A 21742-nucleotide genomic window follows, 5' to 3' on the forward strand; every position below is an offset into this window, starting at 1 on the left:
ATAAAACTCTAGAAAATAAAAAACCTCTTGAGCTATAAGATGCCCAAGAGGTTGTAATGTATATGCGTAAAAATAGTGTGAGCTCAGCAAAAAGTCCGCAGACCTATTTATGAGTCACTTTCACATGTACCTTCTCAGCCTCTCTGGACTGTTATTAAAGGTGATACTATTCAAATGTACCATGACGATTGCCATTGGCTAAAGATTTACTTTTCTTCAATCAGTATAATGTATTACTCTTCAATTATCAATGATTGTTTTCTTAATTCTTCTATTAAATTTGTGAAATTCTCTGGAAGTGGATAAGAAAATTCTAAATACTCTTCCGTTTTAGGTTGTATAAACCCTAATAATCCAGCGTGAAGAACTTGTCCATCAAACTTAATTGTTTTCTTTGGACCATATTTTGGATCTCCAGCAAGTGGATAGCCTATATACTTCATATGCACACGAATTTGATGCGTTCTACCTGTTTCAAGTTGACATTCAACTAATGTGAATTTTGCAAAACGTTCTAACACACGGAAATGCGTTACAGCATGTTTACCATTATCCACGACAGCCATACTTTGTCTTTCTTTCTTATCCCGTGCAATTGGTGCATCAATCGTACCTTTGTCATGCGGAATACGACCATGTACAAGCGCGGTATACTTACGCGTAACAGTTTTCTTCACTAATTGATCTACTAATGATACATGTGCTACATCATTTTTAGCAACCATTAATAGACCAGTCGTATCTTTATCAATACGATGTACGATACCTGGGCGTAAAATTCCATTAATACCTGATAAATCTTTAATTTGGTGCATTAAACCATTTACTAGTGTTCCAGTAGTATGACCAGGTGCCGGATGGACAACCATTCCTCGTGGTTTGTAAACAACGAGAACATCTTCATCTTCATAAATGATTTCGAGATTTAAATTTTCAGCAGAGATATCAAGTGGAATTGCTTCAGGAGGAGATACAATAATAATGTCCCCTTCTTTTACTTTGTAATTCGATTTAGCTGGTTCATTATTTACTAATACATGTCCATCTTTGATAAAACCTTGTATTTGTGTACGTGACCATTCTGACTCAAATGACGCTAGTGCTTTGTCAATTCTCTCTTTTGCTTGTTCTTTTTCAATTACAAATGTTAATTCTTCCATTATTTCACCTTTTTCTTTTCAGCTCGTTCTTCTTTTAGGATGAATAAGATGATTATCACAACACCTATTGTTAATGCAGCATCTGCAATATTAAAAATTGGGAAATCATAATTGATAATTGGGATTAAAATATCCACAAAATCCACTACTTCATTTCTAACTAGTCGATCAATAAAGTTCCCTATTGCTCCGCCTAGTAGCATCATCAAGCCATATTGAAACAAAGGTTTCCCTTGTGCTTCTTTATGAAAATAATAAATAATCCCTATTATTACGATAATCGTTATGATTGTAAAAAAACCCATTTGACCTTGTAGCATTCCCCATGCCGCTCCACGATTTCGATGTGAAAGGAGTGCAAAATAAGGTTCAAAGATTGGAATTCGTTCACCTAGCATCATGTTTTTTACGACAAGCCATTTTGTCCATTGATCAAGCGCAACAACAAATGCTGCCAGTCCATAAAATTTCCACACATCATGTTCCCCCGATATAAAAGAATCTACAATAGTTTACCATACAAAGTGCCTATTCGTAAAAGTACATGCTATATTTTGTTAATAAAAAAATGTGGTCCTACTAATTTCGGACCACATCAACTTTTATTTAAATTGTCTTTTGATTAGATGTAATTCTTTTCTACAACTTCTGCACAACGAGCACATAAAGTTGTATGTTTTTCATCTGTTCCAATTGTATCTGCAATTGTCCAACAACGTTCACATTTTTCACCGTCTGCTTTTTCAATTACTACTGATGAGTTTTCAAGAACTAAGCTATTTTCACTAGCTTGAGATTGTGTTCCACCTAATTTAAATTTTGAAACAATGAATAATTGAGCGAAGTCAATATTCTCTGACTCAAATAATGATGTGTACTCATCTTTCACAAACAATGTTACTTGAGCTTCTAATGATTTACCAATTGTTTTAGCATTACGTGCTTCCTCTAATGCTTTTAACACATCGTTACGAAGAACCATAATTTTCGACCATTTGGCATCAATTGCTTCATATTCAGGCATCTCTACAGCATCAGGCATATCTGTTAATTGAATACTTTCTTCTGTTACATGCTCTAAATAAGCCCAAAGCTCATCTGTAGTATGTGGCAATATTGGTGTCATTAGTTTTAGTAAGCCAAGTAAAGTATCATACATTACTGTTTGCATAGCACGACGATCTTTATGGTCAGTACCATAAATATACACAACGTCTTTTGCAATATCTAAATAGAATGAACTCAATTCACTAGATACAAAGTTATTTACTACATGATATACAGTAGCGAAATCATAACGTTCATATGCTGCTCTCACTGTTTTAATAACTTCTTGAAGTTTCATGTACATATATTGATCCACTTCACGAAGATCTTTAAATTCTACCCGATCATTTACTGGGTGGAAATCGCTAATATTTCCATGTAAGAAGCGGAAAGTATTACGAACTTTACGATATACTTCTGCTACTTGTTTGAAGTTAGCATCTGAAACACGCACGTCTGCAGTATAATCCACAGAAGCAACCCAAAGACGAACGATGTCTGCTCCAAGTTGATTGATTACTTTCGAGGGTACGATAACGTTTCCGAGTGATTTACTCATTTTACGTCCATTGCCATCTAAAGTGAATCCATGACTTAATAATCCTTTATATGGTGCATGGCCGTAAACTGCAGTACTTGTAATTAATGAAGAGTTAAACCAACCGCGATATTGGTCGGATCCCTCTAAATACAAGTCAGCCGGGAATACTAAATCATCTCTTTCTACTAAAACTCCTTGATAAGAAGACCCCGAGTCAAACCATACGTCCATGATATCCGTTTCTTTAGTGAAAATACCATTTGGACTTCCAGGATGTGTATATCCTTCTGGTAATAATTCGTTTGCTTCTTTTTCAAACCAAATATTCGAACCATGTTCACGGAATAATTTAGAAACATGTGAAATCGTTTCTTCAGTTAGAATTGGCTCCCCGTCCTCTGAATAAAACACTGGAATCGGAACACCCCATACGCGTTGACGAGAAATACACCAGTCTCCACGATCACGAATCATATTGTATAGACGAGTTTCGCCCCATGAAGGCGTAAATTTTGTATCTTTAATTGTTTGTAATAGTTGTTCTCTAAATGCTTCAATTGATGCAAACCATTGAGCAGTTGCACGATAAATAACTGGTTTTTTTGTACGCCAGTCATGTGGATATGAATGCGTAAAGAATGTTAGTTTTTCAAGTGCCCCAGCAGCATCTAATGCTTCCGTAATTGCTTTGTTTGCTGTGTCATAGAATAATCCTTCAAAGCCAGGAGCTTCAGCAGTCATAACACCACGATCATCCACTGGACATAAAACATCTAAACCATATTTTTTCCCAACGTAGAAGTCATCTTCCCCGTGACCTGGAGCTGTATGAACACATCCAGTACCAGATTCAGTTGTCACATGGTCCCCTAGGATAACAAGTGAATCACGGTCATAAAGTGGATGTTTCGCAACAATACGGTCCATTTCTTTCCCCATTAATGTGCGTTCTTCCGTATATTCTTCCCAACCTAGTTCAGTTGCTACAGATGTAACTAAATCTTTTGCTACCACATATTTAGTACCATTTACCAAAACAACTGCGTATTCTACTTTTGGATTGAGAGCAATTCCTAAGTTTGCAGGAATAGTCCAAGGTGTAGTTGTCCAAATGATAAATTTAGTACCTTCATCAAGTACTTCTTTTCCTTCTGTTACTGCAAAGCTCACATAAATAGAAGGTGATTTTTTGTCTTGATACTCAATTTCTGCCTCTGCAAGTGCAGATTCACTTGATGGTGACCAATAAACTGGTTTTAGTCCTTTATAGATATACCCTTTTTTAGCCATTGCACCGAAAACTTCGATTTGACGAGATTCAAAACCAGGAGTTAATGTTACATATGGGTTATCCCAATCTCCTCGAACACCTAGGCGTTTAAATTGAGTACGTTGATTATTAATTTGAGTATATGCATATTCTTCACAAAGCTTTCTAAACTCTGCTAAAGACATTTCTTTACGTTTTACACCCTTGTTTGTGAGTGCTTGCTCAATTGGTAAACCATGTGTATCCCAACCTGGAACATACGGGGCATGGTAACCTGTCATCGATTTTTGGCGAACAATCATATCTTTTAACACTTTATTTAATGCGTGACCCATATGAAGATCTCCATTAGCATAAGGAGGTCCATCATGTAAAATGAAGAAAGGACGACCTGCTGTTCTCTCCTGCACTTTCTTATAAATATCCATTTCAGCCCATTTCGCTTGAATATCTACCTCTTTCACTGGTAAATTCCCACGCATTGGGAAATCTGTTTTTGGCATTAATAACGTATCTTTGTATTCCATCTTTATTCCTCCTTTTAAAAATAAAAAAACCCCTCATCCCAAAAAGGGACGAGAAGCAAATGCTCGCGGTACCACCCTACTTGCGATTTGACTTAAAAATCGCCGCTTAGTATGCCATAACGGGGCATAATCCGAAAACACTTACTCTAATCTTTCAGTGTCCTAGCTCAAAAGTGATAATCTAATAAAGACCTTTTGCCCTGAGCTCTCACCAACCCCAAGTCGCTTTATCCAAATCCAATATTAGACGTCTTTTTCAACGCAAATTTATATGATATGAAATTATTATAGAAAAAGTAAGTCCAACAGTCAAGAAATGTATTAGTCCTCTGTTACAGAAATCCGGTCAATAGCAGTAGCGTCTACATTATATTCCATTAAATGATCCCAATCATCCGTATTGATTAAATCTAATTGTGCTTCCACCAACATTTTAAAACGATTGCGGAAAACTTTAGATTGTTTTTTCAATTCTTCTATTTCAAGAGCAATTCTTCTAGCTTTTGTAAGTGCTTCATTGACAATACGGTCAGCATTTTTTTCTGCTTCTTTGACAATCAATTTAGCTTCCTTTTGTGAATTACGACGAACCTCTTCCGCTGCTTCTTGAGCTACTATAATAGATTTATGTAAAGTTTCTTCAATCGATGTGAAATGCCCAACCTTTTCACTCGACGTTTGAAATTTAAATTCCAATTCTTTTTTTTCTCCTAGAAGTATTTCGTAGTCTTTCATAATTTGGTCTAAGAACTCATTTACTTCGTCCTCATTATATCCTCGAAATCCTTTACTAAATTCTTTATTATTTATATCAAGTGGTGTTAATGGCATCTACTGCATCTCCTTTACTTTCTATCATCTATTATACATTTAGCTCTATGTGAAAACATCAAAAATTAGAATTTAATTGTGTATTGATTAACTTTTTTGATCTAAACGACCAATTTGAAGTCTAATTTTGTCCTTTTTTGTTCTGCCTTCAATCATTACTAACTTGACTCTTCCTAGCCCTCTAATCGAAAGTAAATCCGATTCTTGAAGCTCCACTGATATTTGATCTTTTTCTGACCAATTGACTTTTACTTTGCCCCCTTGGATTAAAGAGGATGATTTTTGACGGGAAATATTAAAAATTGCTGCAATTACAGTATCTAATCTCAAAGAGCTAACTGTTAATGTTTCTGAAATCCACTCTTCTGACTGCTTCATAAAGGTTGCAGGATCTTCTACTTTTTCAACTTGCACTTTCACTTTTCCTATTGCAGTAAAATTTGTACGCACGTATTCAAACACTTCTTGCGCAATAACAAATTGTACATTTCCATCTTCTACGCGAATATCACCAAATTTACTTCGATCGATCCCAAGTGACATAATCGAGCCTAATACATCCCTATGTTGCAATGTAACAAATTTCCGAGGATAATTTACTTCTGCTACAATCATCGAAAAGTCTTCGTCAGATGGAACATAATAAGACGGATACAAAAGCACTCTTTTTCTCTCTGGATCTTCTAAAACACCATTTAAACTTGAATCAATATCTACGTATTGCTTACGGATCGAATCCACAATGAATTGTTGCCTAGGATCTAAAAAATCAGTTAGCTTCGGTGCATAACGATCCTCTACTTCTCTCATCAAACTAACAACTTGTTCAATGAAAGGTTGCTCTTCTTTTCTAAAATGTTGCAATACATTTTCCATAAACGAATATCTCCTCTAATATAGTAAAAACCCCACGTTGGTGAGGTTTAAAGAAACGTTGTTAATGAAATCATTCCTCGCATTGCAAGTTGCAATACAAATATTGCAACAATCGGAGAAATGTCAATCATTCCAAGTGGTGGGATAACTTTTCTAAATATTTCTAAATATGGGTCACAAATTTTTCCTAATAATTGTCCAAAGCTCGATTGCTGAATGCTAGGCACCCATGACATTAAAATATAGATAATTAATGCATACGTATATAGTGTTACAGCTTGGCTTAGCAAATATAAAACAAATACCATAATATAATTTACACCTCTATCATTCTACGTCGTTGTAATAGTAATCCGAAATGGCACCGTCTACTTCTACTGTATCGGGTGCACAAAGGAAAATATCTGTGCCTATTCGTTGAATATCTCCACCTAAAGCGTACACTGTTCCGCTTAAAAAGTCGATTATTCTTATTCCTTGTTCTTTATCAATTCGCTGTAAATTAACAATAACAGCTTTTTTACTCTTTAAGTGTTCGGAAATATCTTGTGCTTCTGCATATACACGCGGCTCTACTAAAATTACTTTAGAAGACTTTTGTACACTTTGTATGCTGACAAGATTAGGAGTAGCTATTTCTTTAGTTGTTGAATTGAATTTACGCTCCACATTTGTAGATTTAACAGTCTGTTGCTTTACTTGATTTTCTACTTTTTTTTGCTGTGGTTTATTAGGATTTTGTACCGCTAAAGATTCATCGTCTTCATCTAAGTAAAAGAAATTTTTTATTTTGCCTTTCATGCTCATTTAATTTCCTCCCTCTCTTTGCCGACTAATGCTGTACCTATTCTGATAAATGTTGCTCCTTCTTCAATTGCAATTTCATAGTCTCCTGACATCCCCATGGATAATTCTGTACAGGGTGCATATGATAATTGCTTCTCTGCGATTTTTACTTGTAGTTTTTTTAGTTCTCTAAATACATGACGGATTATTGATTCATCTTCTGTATTTGGGGCCATTGTCATTAATCCAATTACACGGATACGACTATATTTTTCAAGCTCTTGTATAAATGATTCTACTTGACCGATTGGGAGACCATGTTTAGATTCTTCTTCAGAGACATTAACCTGGACGAAACAGTCCTTTATGTGTGTTGCTCTTTTTTCAATCTCATCCGCTAAACTTAATCGATCTAGTGAATGAAGTGTCTCTATCTCATTAATAACTGTTTTTACTTTTCTTGTTTGCAAGGAACCTATGTAATGCCAATTGATTTTATCATCAATGGCATCTAATTTCTTTTTAAGTCCTTCTGGTCGATTTTCACCTAAGTGAATAACGCCTGATTTTATAACTTCCTGTGTTCTTTCAACAGACACTTCTTTTGTGACTGCAATAATCGTGACAACATCAGGATTACGATTTGCACGTATACAAGCTTCATTTATATTTGTTTGAATATGCATTAAATTATTTTGAACATTTGTCATGTATAAACCAACTTTTCATCATTATGTTTTTATTTATTGTAACAATGAAAAGCCGTTTTATCAATGTTGAATCAATCCTCGAATAAACTTTTGGATACTATTATGACATCTTTTCCAATAATAGCTATATTTTGAACAGCTATTTTTTTTGTTTCTCCCTTTTTATTAAAAAACGATGGATAGGCACCTTGAGCTTCAACTACGAACGAAATGATAAAACCTGTATCCTTATCTATTTCTGCATCCACTATAAAACCCAATAATTGCCCAGTTGTGGCTTCAATTACTTCTTTTTGCTGTGCATCAGAAAATTTCATACTTCGCCTCCTTATCACATTATATGAGCAAAATAGAAAAAAACGCTTTTTCTTAGAAAGAAAAAGCGTTTTTTAATTAAATTTACGTTGGACAACTCTTACTATTCTTTCGGATTTAACTGACTCTGAATAGTAGACAATGCACTTTTTTCAAGCCTTGAAATTTGAGCTTGAGATAAACCAAGGTCCATAGCGATTTCCGTTTGCGTAGCTCCAGAATAGATTCGTTTCGATAAGATCGTCTTTTGTCTAGTATCTAAGTTTTGAAAGCTTTCCTTTACGGTAAAAAAAGTGACCCATTGTTCTTCTGACACATCATTATCACATAATTGATCCATCATATAAATAGCATCGCCGCCATCACTAAATATTGGTTCCTGTAATGAAACTGGATCTTGTATTGCATCCAAAGATAATAATATATCTTCTACCGGTACCTCTATCATTTTAGATAAATCATCGAGTGTTGGTTCTTGTAGATGTTCTGTTATAAATTGCTCTTTTGCTTTCATTGCTTTATATGCTATATCTCTTAACGATCTTGAAACTCGAACAGAATGATGGTCTCTCAAATGTCTTTTAATTTCTCCAATGATCATGGGAACTGCATACGTTGAAAACCTTACATTGTGTTTTAAATCGAAATTATCAATCGACTTGATCAATCCTATACACCCAACTTGAAATAAATCGTCTGCTTGTTCACCACGATAGGCAAAACGTTGAACAAGACTTAAAACTAATCGTAAATTACCCATAACCAATTCATCTTTAACGACATGTTCCCCAGCTTGTAAACGCTTAAATAACTCTTTCATTTGTTCGTGCTTTAGTAAAGGAAGCTTAGATGTATCAATCCCACAAATTTCTACTTTTGTTCTAGTCATGAACCTTCCTCCGGACTTTTTAATAGTTCTTAGTCAGTTTGTCCGGTAGTTAAAAGTTTATGCTAGTGAAAGTTCATCCAATTTCAACCATTATGCAATTGGTTCGTTTAATAAATCTTTTAAATCTAGGATAATTTTCTTTTCAAGTCTTGATATATAGGATTGAGAAATCCCTAGATGATCCGCTACTTCTTTTTGGGTCATCTCTTCATTTCCATTTAACCCAAAACGACATTGCATAATATATTTCTCTCGGTTTCCTAGTAAATTAATAGCCTCAAACACATGCTGTCTTTCTATTTTTTTTTCAACATCTTCAATGATTAAATCTTCACTAGTTCCTAATATATCCGATAAGAGTAGTTCATTTCCATCCGAGTCTGAGTTTAAAGGTTCATCGAATGACACTTCTGATTTCATCCGATTTGTTTTTCTTAAATGCATTAATATTTCATTCTCAATACATCTAGAAGCATATGTGGCAAGTTTAATGCCCTTTTCAATATTAAATGTTTCTACTGCTTTTATAAGTCCAATTGAGCCAATACTTATTAAGTCTTCAATATGAGTATTTGTCTGATCAAATCTTCTTGCAATATATACGACAAGTCTCAAATTACGTTCAATTAGCACATCTCTTGCATGGTCATCACCAGCTGCAAACGCCAGTAGCATTTCTCTTTCTTCTTCTCTAGATAGTGGTTTTGGTAGTGATTCATTCCCACCAATGTAATGGACGCCACTCCTTTTGAATGAAAGTAACCAATAATAAAAACGACGTATTAATTTCATAAACATCATGTAACACTCCTTTTCTTTAAGTGATAGTAAGCTGAACTGTGTAAAATCCCTTCTGCACCATGTGGAAATTTTTCTCTTAACTTTGTCATGACAATATATCCCTTAGGTAATGCTTGGCCTTGTACAACCCAATCATCATATTTCAAACCGATTACCCAAGTTTTTTCTTGTTGTACCGTAGCTATTGGTATTAAACGTAATTTACTTGTGAACTCTGAAGGGATTTCATCCATTCCTTTATTTTTGTCGAATTCCCATTTTGTAACAGCCTCGAACAAAGCTTTTGGAATTACATCCTGTAAAACTTCTGCTGCAATAAAATGCACGGGATCATTAGAAATCGGCTCCTTGCAAACATTTCCAGAATCTATAAAAAGCCTTAATTCTTTCATCTTTCCAAAGAGAGTTAAATTAGATTGAAAGACTAGACCTCGGTCGGATTGATCTATATGAATGCGTAAAACATTTTTTGTTAATAAATACAATCCTCCAATAACGATTAAGGCAAAGTTCACTAACATAAATAGAGTTCCACTTTTGCTATACATGGGAGAAATCGCTGTTAATAATCCCCCAGCAAATAGAGTAGCAAGCAAGGTCAGTGAGATTGCTTTAAGCATCTGAGAGCGTTTCTTCCAAAATGCTATTCCAATCATTAAAAAAAACGTCATAAATATAGTAAATATATGATTAGAAAAGGCGACAGTTATAGTCCCAGCTATTAATGCGGAGAGAAACAAATATCTTTTTTTGTTCTCAATCCAGCCAATTCTATTAGCAAAAGCTAAGACCGTGTAGTTAAAAAAAGTATTGGTTGCAATCATTACTTCAGCGTACATAACTCTCCTCCTTCCTGACTAAATGGTAGCATGAGTTCAGTTAAAATCTTGTCAAAATAAAGGAACAATCCCTTCTTTTTTTACGACAAAAAAAGCACCTGCCGGATGGCTTGTGCTTTTTTGGGGTTGTACAATATATGACGTTGATGAAATAAGAAAATTCTGATCCGCGCTGATTTTCGTTCCGAGCGGACGCTTTCCGTGGGGCGTGCGGTGAGCCTCCTCGTCGCGAAAACCGCGCTCCTGTGGGGTCTCACCTGTCACGCTAATCCCACTGGAGTCGTCGCTCGGAACGAAAATCAGCAAAGTGAATATTGGAAACAAAAGTCTTAAATAGATATAGAAAAAAGACTGCCGCAAAAAATCAGTTTTACTGACTTTCTGGACAGTCCCCTGACAAATCAATCAATGATAGCCGACTAAAATTCTTCACCAACGTCATAAATATTTCAAAGTCTAGCTGCGGTGGCTGAGGAGCTGCCTCCTCGCGATTCCCCATTTGCCTGTCGGGGCAGTAATAGGTGCTTTCGCTTTTCTAATTTAATTTCTTCTTTGACGATTTCTTAAGAACGTTGGAATATCTAATGCATCGTCTTGTTGATGCGTTGTTGTTTGTCTTTCTTGGTGAACTGGCTGTATAGGTTGCTCTTCTTTACGCGGTTCACGTTGATCACGCTGTTCACGCTGTTCACGTTGAGGAGTAGCAGCTGGTTGTGATCTAGGTGAACTAAATCCAGCACCTCTTGGCTGTCTTTGAGTCAAAATTTCTGCATTAAACCCAGTTGCTATTACAGTTACAATAATCTCATCTTTCAAATTATCGTTAATAACAGAACCGAAAATCATATTTACATCTTCATCTGAAGCAGATGCCACAATATCCGCAGCTTCTTGCACTTCAAACAAACTTAAATTAGAACCACCAGTAATATTCATCAGAACACCTGTTGCTCCATCAATAGAAGTTTCAAGAAGTGGACTTGAAATTGCTTTCTTCGCAGCTTCTGCAGCACGATTTTCTCCTGCAGATATACCAATACCCATTAATGCAGCACCCTTGTTCGACATAATAGTTTTTACATCGGCGAAGTCTAGGTTAATAAGTCCGGGAACAGCGATTAAATCTGAAATACCTGTAACCCCTTGACGCAACACATTATCTGCTTCTCTAAACGCTTCCAGCATTGGTGTGCTTTTGTCGACTATTTCTAGTAATTTATCATTTGGAATAACGATTAGTGTATCGACTGCTTCTTTCATCATATCAATACCACCAATAGCTTGTGTAGAACGTTTACGTCCTTCAAATGTAAATGGACGAGTAACAACACCAACTGTAAGTGCTCCTAAATCACGAGCGATTTGAGCAATTACAGGGGCAGCACCAGTACCTGTTCCGCCTCCCATACCAGCAGTAACAAATACCATATCCGCGCCTTTTAATGCTTCTTCAATTTGCTCTTTACTTTCTTCTGCAGCTTTTTTGCCAACCTCTGGATTAGCACCTGCTCCTAAACCACGAGTTAATTTACCACCGATTTGTAATTTCACATCAGCATTAGACATATTAAGAGCTTGCGCGTCTGTATTAACCGCGATGAAGTCAACACCTTGCACCCCATGCTCGATCATTCTATTTACCGCGTTGTTTCCACCGCCACCTACTCCAATTACTTTGATGATGGCTAACATATCTTCGTTTGTTTCAAATTCTAGCATGCTCTTGCCTCCTATAATCTCTCTACTATGTGAATGCTTTTTTATTCGAAAAACTTATCGAAAAATTTCTTCGCTTTTGTCATTGCACTTTCTTTGTTATCAGTTGTTGTATCATGACCAGCCTGTTTTTGTTTCTTCGTGCTTGTAACTATATCACTTGGAACCATTTGAGTTAAAGCATGGCTATCTCCAATTTTACCATAGAAAACATCTTCTTTATAGGCATATCTAATAAGTCCGACTGCAGTTGTATATTGAGGTTCACGTACACCTATATAATCCGGTGTGTATAAGCGCACTCTTGTTTGTAAAATATGTCTTGCTAATTGACCAATACCTTCCAATTTAGAGACACCACCAGTCAATACCACTCCACCTGGTAAGTCTTGTAGCCCCATACGATAAAACTCTTCCAATACTAATTCAAATAACTCTTCCAGACGAACCCCAATAATCTCTGCAATATATCGCTGAGAGTACTGCTCTTTCATGTCTGCTCCTATTACTGGTACTTCAAACAGCTCATCATCTGATGCATCATCATAAAAGGCATGACCATATTTTATTTTAATCATTTCTGCTTGTTCTGTAGGAGTTTTTAAAACAATAGATAAATCTTTTGTAATATGATCTCCACCTACGGGAATAACAGAAGTATTAATCAAATGGCCTTCATGAAATATAGCAATTGTTGTAGAGCCACCGCCAATATCTACATAGGCAGTTCCATGATTCTTTTCATCTTCAGTTAATGCAAAATAACCACCAGCTAGTGGTTGTAAATATATTTCTCTAATTTGAAGACCAGCTCGTTCTACACATCTCAATACATTATGTAATATTGTTTTAGATGTAGTCATCATAGTACCATCCATTTCTAGACGAGTACCAATCATTCCTCTTGGATCTTTTATTTCTTCTAAATGATCGACGATAAATTGCTTAGGTACAATATTGATCAGTTCACGCTCAGGAGGGATCGACATTACCTCTGCAGATTCAATAACACGTTCTAAATCTCCATCTGTAATCTCTCGATCTTCTCTATTAACCGCAACTACACCTTTAACATGTTGTACATTCGCTAAATTTGCTGGAATCCCTAATACAATTTCATGTATGGACATTCCGATCATTCTTTCGGCTTCACTTACCGCTTTTTTAATCGATTGCACGGTAGCCTCTATGTCTACAATGGCACCTTTACGGATTCCACTTGATTTTACATTTCCTACACCTATAACATGTAGTGAATTATCATTCATTTCGCCGATTAATACTTTAATACATGAAGAACCGATATCTAATGATACATATAATTCTGATTGATTCAACCCGTGGCACCTCCCCAAAACTCTTTATTTAATATTCTATTGTAAAAAACCTATAAAGTCTAAATTTTTCTAAACAATAGTACATTTTACACACATAAAAACAATTATTAACTATTTATTTTTCTTTCAGACCACTTTGTTAACAAAATACGACGAATGACCGCAATATTTTGGAATAACCGAACTCCAAAGGCAAAGATTGCAGCTAAGTATAAGTCTACACCTAAGTGTACCCCTAAAAACGCGAGCGCTGCTGCCAAGGCGATGTTAAAGAAGAAACCAGATACAAATACTTTATCATCGTAAACACGCTGTAATTGAGCTCTAATACCTCCAAACAAGGTATCTAATGCAGCTAAGACCGCGATAGATAAATAGCTTTCATATACTTCAGGTATTTGAATTTCTGTCAATAGACCGAGTGAAATTCCAAGTATCAGTCCTAATAATGGCAACCACATTTTCTTACTCTCCTTCTGGAGTTTCTAGTAAAAATTCATTACTAACAGATTGGTCAAAAGCAGAAACTATTACATCATTTACTGGATCACCTATTGCTAATCTTAAGTTATCAATAAAGAATTCGTCTCCAATAGGAGAAGCTTCTAATTGATTATACATTTTTTTTGCATCTTCAACCGTGGTCACCCCAACATTTATAGTAAATGGAGCTCTTTTTACTTCTAGATTATTAACAGTTGTATTACCATTAACATCTCTTATTGCAGAGGAGTAAATTATTCTCTTGCCATCAACATCGACGGCCTGTGCTTTAAATCGATTAATCTCATTTATTAAACGAATTAGTAAATCTGGAGAAATTTCGTCGATAGTTTGTCCAATTGCTATACTTTCCATTGCTGGTTCTACAGTTATGGTCAAACCTGGCCCAACAAATTCTGTCAATCCTATTTCTTTCTTCAATTGTTCAACCGTATCATTTAAGGCAGCCTTTGGACTATCACTTATCATATTTTCATATTTACCGGTTGTTTCTTCTAAGATTCTTACTTCAGATAGTAATTCAGAGTGTAGCAACTTTTCTTTCGCTAATTCTTGTCTAATTGCCCATACATCTCTTGTATCTCGAGTTTCTGGATTTTGAACTGTATTATATTGAACTGCCAACATAAAACCGACAACTAACAAAATAAATGTAAACCGAATATAGACGGTTTTTTTCATTATTCGGCCTCCCTACCTAATTTAGCTTGTTTCATCACGCAATGCTGGCATCATTATTTTACTTTTCTCTTCTACAATTACCACAATATTATCACTAGTTAACTGGTCTACAATTCCTCCTCCAAGGTTCACTGAAGCAAGCAGAACGGATGGATCTCCAACTGCTTCAATAGTGAAGGGGGCAGGGAATATATTCCCATCAACTGTTATTACAGGGCCTGTACATCGTATAAAGGAATTAGCGTGAAGTCGTTGTCCATTAATGGAAATAGCTTCAGCACCAGAGATCTTCAATTCATTAATGACTTTAAACACATGACTCTCATGAACAATATAATCATTTGGATTTTCTTGTGAAGGATCATATGCACCATCTACTAACGAGACAGCAATACCTTTGCCTTGAGAAGTAATATCTCCAATTAGTAGCCTAAGCATTTCAGCCTCATTAACTAAGCCTTCTATATTTCCTTCACTATCAACAAGGGATTGTTCAATATCTCTTATTGCTTGTTGTTTATCATTCATTTCTTCGGTTAGTTCTTTATTTCTTTCTTTTTGAAGTATTAATTCCTCTTTATACTTTTCTTGTTCATTAAACTGACTAGATACCAACGATAATTCTTCGGTATTTTCAGAAGAAATACTATAAGAAAAAGCAAGTATAAATCCTAGAACTAGACTTACGATGGAAATAGGTATTCTACCTTTTGAAGGGATTTTAAGGCGTCGCTTCTTCAACCTCTTTAACCTCCTCTACCATTTCATTTTCGTTATATTCATTTTGATATGTTTGAAAGAAAGAACCAACTTCTAGGTCAATGATTCCATTCACTCCAGGCTTTAACTGAGACACTATAGAAGGATAAAACTTCATTTTTTCAGAGAATGAAGGAATAAGTGCTCTAACTTCATTTCCATCATTCATATAAACCTGAATGGAGTATACATCCTCTTTACTAGGATTATAATTTATCTGTGAAATAGTCATTATTACTTCCGAATCTAAACTATTCAATTCCCTTATCATGCGATTTCTAATCTTTTCTTCACCAAATCCAGAAAATATTGGTCCATCTAAAGGAAGGACTTGTCCAACTGTTTGAACAAATTTTCCATTTTCTAATACAATATCTAAACGATCATTATTTTCAGCATAACCAATTGTTTTATACTCATTAACTTGAATTTCTACTCCTGTTAGCCAATTCCGTTTTACATGGACTGATTCTACCCAATCATATTGCTCTATATTCTCTTCTATCCTCTTGTCACGGAAACCCCACATAGAATCTCCAATTTGAAGTGTACTTTGCTTTATGTATTGTTCTTCTGAAAAAAGAGAAGCACCTTTAATTTTTACCGATTGAATATGGCTATAAGAAGATTGAAAATATAAGACAATTAATAAAGTTGAAATAAAGAGTAACAGTAGAATAGAAAACTTCTTATTTGTTCTTTTTCTCCTACGCGCTTTTAAAGTAGGTATACGATCTTCAATATCTATTACTTTTTCCATTCTACTGCCTCCCTTCCTTTAATTATTCGGACGATAAATTCCATATAACCCCTATTATACCCCAAGTTGTAACTAATGAAGACCCGCCATAACTGATAAAAGGTAATGTAACACCTGTAACTGGTAACAAACCTGTGACTACACCCATATTTAAAAATGTTTGAACGGTCAATAATGATATAAAACCAATAATGATAAATCCACCAGCTCTTTTTTTCGCACGTATTGCCAAAGAGAAACCAATAGTAAAAAATAGAACAAACGCAGATATGACGATTAAACCACCTAAAAATCCTGTCTCTTCTAGTAATATGGAAAAGATAAAATCATTTTGTGGTTCAGGTAAATATAAGAACTTCTGTCTACTATTTCCATAACCAAATCCAAATAATCCCGCAGGACCTATCGCAAGCAAAGATTGAATTGCCTGAAAGCCAGATCCTAAAGGGTCTTGCCACGGGTCTAAAAAGGCTTGTATTCGAACAAGTCGATAGGGTGCTGAAACAATCAATAATATTAGTGCGATTATTCCAGAAAGTCCAATACTAATAAAAAACTTCATGGGAAGCCCTGCAGCGAATAGTAAAAAAAATGCTGCTACGACTAAAACAAAGGCAGATCCAAAGTCAGGTTGAATCATGATTAAACTGATTGGTATTAATAAAAAAAGAGCACACTTTAAATAAATAATTCCCTTTTTCTTATGTTCATTTGATAAAGAAAATGCAATTTTTCCTAAAACAGCAATTTTAGCAAGTTCAGCTGGTTGGAAATTCATAAAACCAAGAGATATCCAACTCTGAGAACCATTTCGTACAACCCCTACCCCTGGAATCATCACTCCTATCAGCAAGAGAATAGATATAATGTATAGTCCATTCCAAAACATAGGCAGTCGCACAAATTGTTTATTTCGTATGAATAAAGCCCCTAAAATCCCTACTCCTAAATAACTGGCTTGTTTAAATGCAAACGGTAAGGAATCCTTATAATGTACTTCACTCCAATAAGATCCAGCAGAATGTACAAAAAATATACCGATTACGGATAAAAAAAAGACGGACGATAAAAAAACAATCATTTTACTATTTCCCGATTATTTCATCCCTTCACAATTCTTTTAATGCCATTACTTGTTGTATGAATTCATCGCCACGAAGTTCAAAATTTTCATATTGATCCCAACTAGCACAAGCTGGCGAAAGAAGAACGACATCCCCTACCGCAGAAGCTTTCACCGCTTCTTCTACCGCTTCTATTAGGTTACTAACTCGAACAACTGAAGGGATCGCTTGCTCTTCTCCAAACTGTTGCAACCGATCTACAGTAGCCCCAAAATGAATCAATGCCTTTACATTATGTAAATAAGGGATTAATTCATCAAATGAATGTCCTCGGTCAACTCCACCTGCTATAAGAATGATTGGTTCCGAAAAACCTTCTAAAGCACTTTTCGTAGCAAGTGCATTTGTAGCTTTAGAGTCATTATAAAATTTACGTTTTTTCCATTCCCGAACTAATTGTGTACGGTGTTTTACACCATTGAAACTAGATAATACATGAACAATATTTTCAAGTGGGCATTCCATTAATAACGCAGCAGCAATTGAAGCTAATACATTTTCTAGGTTATGTTTTCCACGAAGAGCAATGATGGATTTTTCAAACAGTCTTTCTCCATTCCAGTACACATACTCATCATCTGCACTAATTCCATCTTCCGTTTTCTTACTTACGTAAAATGGAACTTTTCTTGCATGACTTCTCAAGGCATAGTCCGATACAAGTTGCTGTTCAGCATTGTAAATGAACCAGTCAGTTGCATCTTGATTTTTTGTGATTGAAAACTTAGCATCTGTATATTCTTTGAAATCTGAATGATAATCAAGATGTGCCTCATATAAATTTAACAAGATGGATATCTTCGGCTTCATTTGTTCAATGCCCATTAACTGGAAAGATGATAACTCAGTTACTATGACTTCATCTTTCTTAGCTTTTGATGCAACAGCACTTGCCACTGTCCCTATATTTCCAGCGATTAATGGCTTTTTATTTCCCTCTTCAAGCATGTCAAAAATTAACGTTGTTGTCGTCGTTTTTCCGTTTGATCCAGTAATACCTATCATCGGTGCATCACTAATTAGGTACGCTAGCTCTACTTCAGACCAAACAGGAATACCCCGTTTTATTGCTTCTGCAATAACTGGATTTGTATATGGAATACCAGGATTTTTTACGACTAAACTAAATCCTTCGTCTAGCAAATCTTCTGGATGACTCCCACAAATCACAGTTAATCCTTTCGATAGCAAGTATTGTGCATTGTCATTTTGGTCAAATGATTTTGCATCATTTACAGTTACAAATGCCCCTAAATCATGTAAAATTTCTGCCGCAGCTGTTCCACTTTTCGCAAGACCTAACACTAGAATTTTTTTATGGTGAACAATTGGTAACTGTTTCATATTATAAAACCTCCAAAATTACAACTATCATCGCTGCGATAAATCCAATAGCCCAAAATATCGTAACAATTTTTCTTTCACTCCATCCCGAAAGTTCGAAATGGTGATGGATCGGACTCATTTTAAAAATCCGTTTTCCAGTCGTTTTAAAACTTATTACTTGAAGAATAACCGATAATGTCTCCACTACAAATATAATCCCAACAAATAAAAGTAATATCTCTTGTTTCACTAAAATGGACACCATTGCTAGTGCTCCACCTAATGCCAGTGAACCAGTATCTCCCATGAAAATTTTAGCAGGATTTTTATTGAACAATAAAAATCCTAACAAAGCTCCGGTTACACTAAATGCGAAGATTGCAATATCCGTTTGGTGGTAAGTAAGTGCAAGTACCCCAAATGTTGCAAAGGCAACGGATGCTGTACCTGACACTAAACCATCTAGACCATCTGAAAGATTGATCGCGTTGGAAAAACCAACTAACCAAAAAATCAGAAATGCTATATAAAATTGGCCAAGTGAAACAGCAGTATTAGTAAATGGAATGACAATATCTGTATCAAACGGCCCTAACTTCAGTAAATAATACGCAACAACGGAAATGATTATTTGCCCTAGTAGCTTCTGAATGGATGTTAAACCAAGATTTCTTTTTAATACTACTTTAATAAAATCATCTAAGAATCCAATAATTCCAAAACCAACTAATACAATAAGTAATACAATTGATTGAGTCGTTAATTGGTCAAAGTAAAAAGATAAAGCTAATGTAGAAATAATGATGGACGTTAAAAATATTAGTCCCCCCATTGTAGGTGTTCCTGCTTTTTTAAAGTGTGATTGTGGTCCTTCTTCACGAATACTTTGACCAAACTTCATTTTTCTTAAATAAGGAATGAGGATCGGTGCAAGGATAACTGATATTAAAAAGCTTACAATAATTGTGCTAATAGTAGTAAATAATGTCATGAAAAATCTCCTTAAATGCTATCAAGCAGCAGTAAATGTACTGATTTATTTCGTTGTATAGACATGTATTTTCCCGTCTATTGGGATTAAACTATTTTCTTTTGGTAGCTGAGTTAGAATTTCGTCTCCATCTCCATGCCAAACGATCGAAAATGGATACATATAGGAAGTTATTTCCTTTTTCTTTGTACCAATTAGGTTCGGAACTCTAGTTTGAGGGATATCTCCCCATCTATACTCTTTTTCAATTTGATTAGCGGATCCAGTCGTTTGAAGCGTGTCTTCTAAAATTTGACCAACAATTGGCGCAACGATTACTCCACCGAATTGAGAGCTATGTTTAGGATTGTCAATTGCTACATATACTATGAGTTCTGGATTGTCTGCAGGTGCAAAGCCAATGAAGGAAACTATATACTCGCCATCCATATATCTTCCGTCCTTAACTTTTTGAGCAGTCCCAGTTTTACCACCAATTCGTAATTGATCACGAAACGCATTTCTGCCGGAGCCTTCAGCAACAACATGTTCCAAAGCATCACGTACTTTTGCCGACGTTTCTTCGCTAATAACTTGACGCTTCATCTCTGGTTCTGAACTCGATAAGATTTTGTTTGTTTCACCATCTAATATATCTTTAATAATATACGGCTTGTATAAGTATCCACCATTAATGGCAGCTGCAACTGCTTGCACTTGTTGAATTGGTGTTACAGAAATACCCTGACCAAACGACGTAGTGGCATGTTCCACCGGGCCAAAATTCTCTTTACTAAATAGAATCCCCGTTGATTCTCCTGCCATACCCGACTTTGTAGATTCTCCAAAACCAAATTTACGAATATAGTCTTGTAATTTGTCTTCACCTAATTTTTGACCAAGTTCAATGAATCCTGGATTACATGAATTTTGTACTACCTCTAAGAAGGTTTGGTCGCCATGACCTTGTCTTTTCCAACATCTAAGCCTTGTTCCATCTACGATTGCATATCCGGGATCATGAAAATGCTCTTCTTCTAGATCTACAACATCTTCTTCTAGCGCAGCGCTTAACGTAATAATTTTAAAAGTAGAGCCCGGTTCAAAAGTCATCCATACGGGCAAATTCCGATTATAAATAGCTTGATCGACTTCCTGATAAGATAACGGATCAAAATTTGGTGCAGAAGCAAGCGCCAAAATTTCTCCATTATTAGGATCCATTACTATGGCAACACCTTGAGTTGCTTCATACTTTTCCATCGCTTGCGACAATTCACGTTCTACTACTTGTTGTATTTCCAAATCGACCGTTAATTGTACATGATTACCTGTTTCGCCACTTTTCCACCCATCATCTACATGAGGAAGTGGTATGCCTTTTGCATCCGTATATAAACGAATAGCCGAATCTTTCCCTTTTAAAATAGAATCATATTGATATTCTATACCCGCGAGGCCTTGTGCATCATAGCCTGTGAATCCTAGTAATCTAGAAAGCATACTTCCATGTGGATAGTTTCTAATATAATCCACTCCAGCATATAAGCCTTTAATATTCTTCTCCTGTATCTCTATTGCTAGTTCGGAAGTAATATTCTTTCCAGCTGGAGCCAATTTTATGATAGAAGCTCTTTTACTCAATTGTTCTAACAAAGTTGCTTTCTCCGTCTTTAATAGAGGTGCGATTTGTTCTGCAACTTTTTCCGGTTCATCATTTTGTGATGGCATATAAAATAGGGTTGGAGATAATTTATTTCCTACAATTACTTCCCCATGTCTGTCTATTATATTTCCACGGATAGATGCGTAGGGTAATTCTCGATCCCAACTTTCTCTTGCTTTTGAAGTAAGCTCTTCATATTGAAAAAATTGCAGTTGAATTAGTTTCAACAGAACTACGATAAACAGTACAATAGTCAAAATCCAAATTGTCCGTAGCCGCATAACTTCTTTTACTTTAAAAATCACAT

Annotated in this window: 22 protein-coding genes and 1 other annotated feature; all 22 genes read right to left on the reverse strand. The window is 35.5% G+C overall.

The genetic code is table 11. The features are described from left to right. Positions 1–233: 233 nt before the first annotated feature. The 22 genes from C7437_RS05565 to C7437_RS05675 all read right to left on the reverse strand — a co-directional run bounded on the left by C7437_RS05565 (position 234) and on the right by C7437_RS05675 (position 21716). Positions 234–1160 (reverse strand): RluA family pseudouridine synthase, encoded by a 927-nt coding sequence (locus C7437_RS05565; protein ID WP_111438626.1) that lies wholly within the window; start codon positions 1158–1160, stop codon positions 234–236. After that, entirely contained in the window at positions 1160–1636 is a 477-nt protein-coding gene (gene lspA / locus C7437_RS05570; RefSeq protein WP_111438627.1) for a signal peptidase II, read from the reverse strand. Before lspA ends, C7437_RS05565 begins: the two co-directional genes overlap by 1 nt. Positions 1637–1782: 146 nt before the next feature. Continuing rightward, on the reverse strand, positions 1783–4545 hold the full coding sequence (ileS, locus tag C7437_RS05575) for an isoleucine--tRNA ligase (protein WP_111438628.1): 2763 nt from the start codon (positions 4543–4545) through the stop codon (positions 1783–1785). Positions 4546–4586: 41 nt separating this feature from the next. Next, positions 4587–4814, reverse strand: a binding site (T-box leader). Between the two features lie 52 nt (positions 4815–4866). Then, the gene (locus tag C7437_RS05580) at positions 4867–5376 is read right to left on the reverse strand and encodes a DivIVA domain-containing protein (protein ID WP_111438629.1); all 510 of its coding nucleotides are present in this window, start codon (positions 5374–5376) and stop codon (positions 4867–4869) included. Positions 5377–5463: 87 nt separating this feature from the next. After that, complete coding sequence (locus C7437_RS05585; RefSeq protein ID WP_111438630.1) at positions 5464–6252, reverse strand: YlmH family RNA-binding protein; 789 nt, start codon at positions 6250–6252, stop codon at positions 5464–5466. Between the two features lie 47 nt (positions 6253–6299). Beyond that, on the reverse strand, positions 6300–6560 hold the full coding sequence (locus tag C7437_RS05590) for a YggT family protein (RefSeq protein WP_111438631.1): 261 nt from the start codon (positions 6558–6560) through the stop codon (positions 6300–6302). Positions 6561–6579: 19 nt separating this feature from the next. Beyond that, complete coding sequence (locus tag C7437_RS05595) at positions 6580–7059, reverse strand: cell division protein SepF (protein WP_111438632.1); 480 nt, start codon at positions 7057–7059, stop codon at positions 6580–6582. Next, complete coding sequence (locus C7437_RS05600) at positions 7056–7748, reverse strand: YggS family pyridoxal phosphate-dependent enzyme (protein ID WP_111438633.1); 693 nt, start codon at positions 7746–7748, stop codon at positions 7056–7058. The genes C7437_RS05595 and C7437_RS05600 overlap by 4 nt, the downstream gene beginning before the upstream one ends. A 71-nt stretch (positions 7749–7819) precedes the next feature. Next, a complete protein-coding gene (locus tag C7437_RS05605; RefSeq protein ID WP_111438634.1) occupies positions 7820–8065 on the reverse strand; it encodes a YlmC/YmxH family sporulation protein in 246 nt (81 codons plus the stop codon). A gap of 101 nt (positions 8066–8166) precedes the next feature. Beyond that, positions 8167–8952 carry an RNA polymerase sporulation sigma factor SigG gene (sigG, locus tag C7437_RS05610; RefSeq protein ID WP_111438635.1) on the reverse strand — a complete coding sequence of 262 codons (786 nt, stop codon included), beginning with the start codon at positions 8950–8952 and terminating at the stop codon, positions 8167–8169. A gap of 90 nt (positions 8953–9042) precedes the next feature. Continuing rightward, positions 9043–9744 carry an RNA polymerase sporulation sigma factor SigE gene (sigE, locus tag C7437_RS05615; protein WP_245909233.1) on the reverse strand — a complete coding sequence of 234 codons (702 nt, stop codon included), beginning with the start codon at positions 9742–9744 and terminating at the stop codon, positions 9043–9045. Between the two features lie 5 nt (positions 9745–9749). Then, the gene (locus C7437_RS05620) at positions 9750–10592 is read right to left on the reverse strand and encodes a sigma-E processing peptidase SpoIIGA (RefSeq protein WP_111438637.1); all 843 of its coding nucleotides are present in this window, start codon (positions 10590–10592) and stop codon (positions 9750–9752) included. A 540-nt stretch (positions 10593–11132) separates the two neighbouring features. Further along, positions 11133–12311, reverse strand: a complete 1179-nt coding sequence (ftsZ, locus tag C7437_RS05630) for a cell division protein FtsZ (protein WP_111438639.1) — start codon at positions 12309–12311, stop codon at positions 11133–11135. A gap of 41 nt (positions 12312–12352) precedes the next feature. Next, entirely contained in the window at positions 12353–13645 is a 1293-nt protein-coding gene (gene ftsA, locus C7437_RS05635; protein ID WP_111438640.1) for a cell division protein FtsA, read from the reverse strand. Between the two features lie 107 nt (positions 13646–13752). Then, on the reverse strand, positions 13753–14106 hold the full coding sequence (locus C7437_RS05640) for a small basic family protein (protein ID WP_111438641.1): 354 nt from the start codon (positions 14104–14106) through the stop codon (positions 13753–13755). A gap of 4 nt (positions 14107–14110) precedes the next feature. Continuing rightward, on the reverse strand, positions 14111–14830 hold the full coding sequence (locus tag C7437_RS05645) for a DUF881 domain-containing protein (protein ID WP_111438642.1): 720 nt from the start codon (positions 14828–14830) through the stop codon (positions 14111–14113). A gap of 21 nt (positions 14831–14851) precedes the next feature. Further along, entirely contained in the window at positions 14852–15571 is a 720-nt protein-coding gene (locus C7437_RS05650) for a DUF881 domain-containing protein (RefSeq protein ID WP_111438643.1), read from the reverse strand. Next, positions 15552–16349, reverse strand: a complete 798-nt coding sequence (locus tag C7437_RS05655; protein ID WP_111438644.1) for a cell division protein FtsQ/DivIB — start codon at positions 16347–16349, stop codon at positions 15552–15554. The genes C7437_RS05650 and C7437_RS05655 overlap by 20 nt, the downstream gene beginning before the upstream one ends. 22 nt (positions 16350–16371) lie before the next feature. Then, positions 16372–17430 (reverse strand): FtsW/RodA/SpoVE family cell cycle protein, encoded by a 1059-nt coding sequence (locus C7437_RS05660; protein ID WP_111438645.1) that lies wholly within the window; start codon positions 17428–17430, stop codon positions 16372–16374. 28 nt (positions 17431–17458) lie between these two features. Then, positions 17459–18817 (reverse strand): UDP-N-acetylmuramoyl-L-alanine--D-glutamate ligase, encoded by a 1359-nt coding sequence (gene murD, locus C7437_RS05665; RefSeq protein ID WP_111438646.1) that lies wholly within the window; start codon positions 18815–18817, stop codon positions 17459–17461. 1 nt (position 18818) lies between these two features. Beyond that, positions 18819–19790, reverse strand: coding sequence for a phospho-N-acetylmuramoyl-pentapeptide-transferase (mraY, locus tag C7437_RS05670; RefSeq protein WP_111438647.1), 972 nt, complete (start codon positions 19788–19790; stop codon positions 18819–18821). Between the two features lie 45 nt (positions 19791–19835). Beyond that, positions 19836–21716 carry a penicillin-binding transpeptidase domain-containing protein gene (locus tag C7437_RS05675; protein WP_111439005.1) on the reverse strand — a complete coding sequence of 627 codons (1881 nt, stop codon included), beginning with the start codon at positions 21714–21716 and terminating at the stop codon, positions 19836–19838. Positions 21717–21742 lie beyond the last annotated feature (26 nt).

The sequence above is a fragment of the Psychrobacillus insolitus genome, from assembly GCF_003254155.1.
Classification (GTDB): Bacteria; Bacillota; Bacilli; order Bacillales_A; family Planococcaceae; genus Psychrobacillus; species Psychrobacillus insolitus.

Bases quoted from the DNA above. Each gene is read 5' to 3' on its own strand.
- C7437_RS05565 (WP_111438626.1), bottom strand. From the start codon at position 1,160: ATGGAAGAATTAACATTTGTAATTGAAAAAGAACAAGCAAAAGAGAGA.
- ileS (WP_111438628.1), bottom strand. From the start codon at position 4,545: ATGGAATACAAAGATACGTTATTAATGCCAAAAACAGATTTCCCAATG.
- C7437_RS05580 (WP_111438629.1), bottom strand. From the start codon at position 5,376: ATGCCATTAACACCACTTGATATAAATAATAAAGAATTTAGTAAAGGA.
- C7437_RS05585 (WP_111438630.1), bottom strand. From the start codon at position 6,252: ATGGAAAATGTATTGCAACATTTTAGAAAAGAAGAGCAACCTTTCATT.
- C7437_RS05590 (WP_111438631.1), bottom strand. From the start codon at position 6,560: ATGGTATTTGTTTTATATTTGCTAAGCCAAGCTGTAACACTATATACG.
- C7437_RS05595 (WP_111438632.1), bottom strand. From the start codon at position 7,059: ATGAGCATGAAAGGCAAAATAAAAAATTTCTTTTACTTAGATGAAGAC.
- C7437_RS05600 (WP_111438633.1), bottom strand. From the start codon at position 7,748: ATGACAAATGTTCAAAATAATTTAATGCATATTCAAACAAATATAAAT.
- C7437_RS05605 (WP_111438634.1), bottom strand. From the start codon at position 8,065: ATGAAATTTTCTGATGCACAGCAAAAAGAAGTAATTGAAGCCACAACT.
- sigG (WP_111438635.1), bottom strand. From the start codon at position 8,952: ATGACTAGAACAAAAGTAGAAATTTGTGGGATTGATACATCTAAGCTT.
- sigE (WP_245909233.1), bottom strand. From the start codon at position 9,744: ATGAAATTAATACGTCGTTTTTATTATTGGTTACTTTCATTCAAAAGG.
- C7437_RS05620 (WP_111438637.1), bottom strand. From the start codon at position 10,592: ATGTACGCTGAAGTAATGATTGCAACCAATACTTTTTTTAACTACACG.
- ftsZ (WP_111438639.1), bottom strand. From the start codon at position 12,311: ATGCTAGAATTTGAAACAAACGAAGATATGTTAGCCATCATCAAAGTA.
- C7437_RS05640 (WP_111438641.1), bottom strand. From the start codon at position 14,106: ATGTGGTTGCCATTATTAGGACTGATACTTGGAATTTCACTCGGTCTA.
- C7437_RS05645 (WP_111438642.1), bottom strand. From the start codon at position 14,830: ATGAAAAAAACCGTCTATATTCGGTTTACATTTATTTTGTTAGTTGTC.
- C7437_RS05655 (WP_111438644.1), bottom strand. From the start codon at position 16,349: ATGGAAAAAGTAATAGATATTGAAGATCGTATACCTACTTTAAAAGCG.
- C7437_RS05660 (WP_111438645.1), bottom strand. From the start codon at position 17,430: ATGATTGTTTTTTTATCGTCCGTCTTTTTTTTATCCGTAATCGGTATA.
- murD (WP_111438646.1), bottom strand. From the start codon at position 18,817: ATGAAACAGTTACCAATTGTTCACCATAAAAAAATTCTAGTGTTAGGT.
- mraY (WP_111438647.1), bottom strand. From the start codon at position 19,790: ATGACATTATTTACTACTATTAGCACAATTATTGTAAGCTTTTTAATA.
- C7437_RS05675 (WP_111439005.1), bottom strand. From the start codon at position 21,716: ATGCGGCTACGGACAATTTGGATTTTGACTATTGTACTGTTTATCGTA.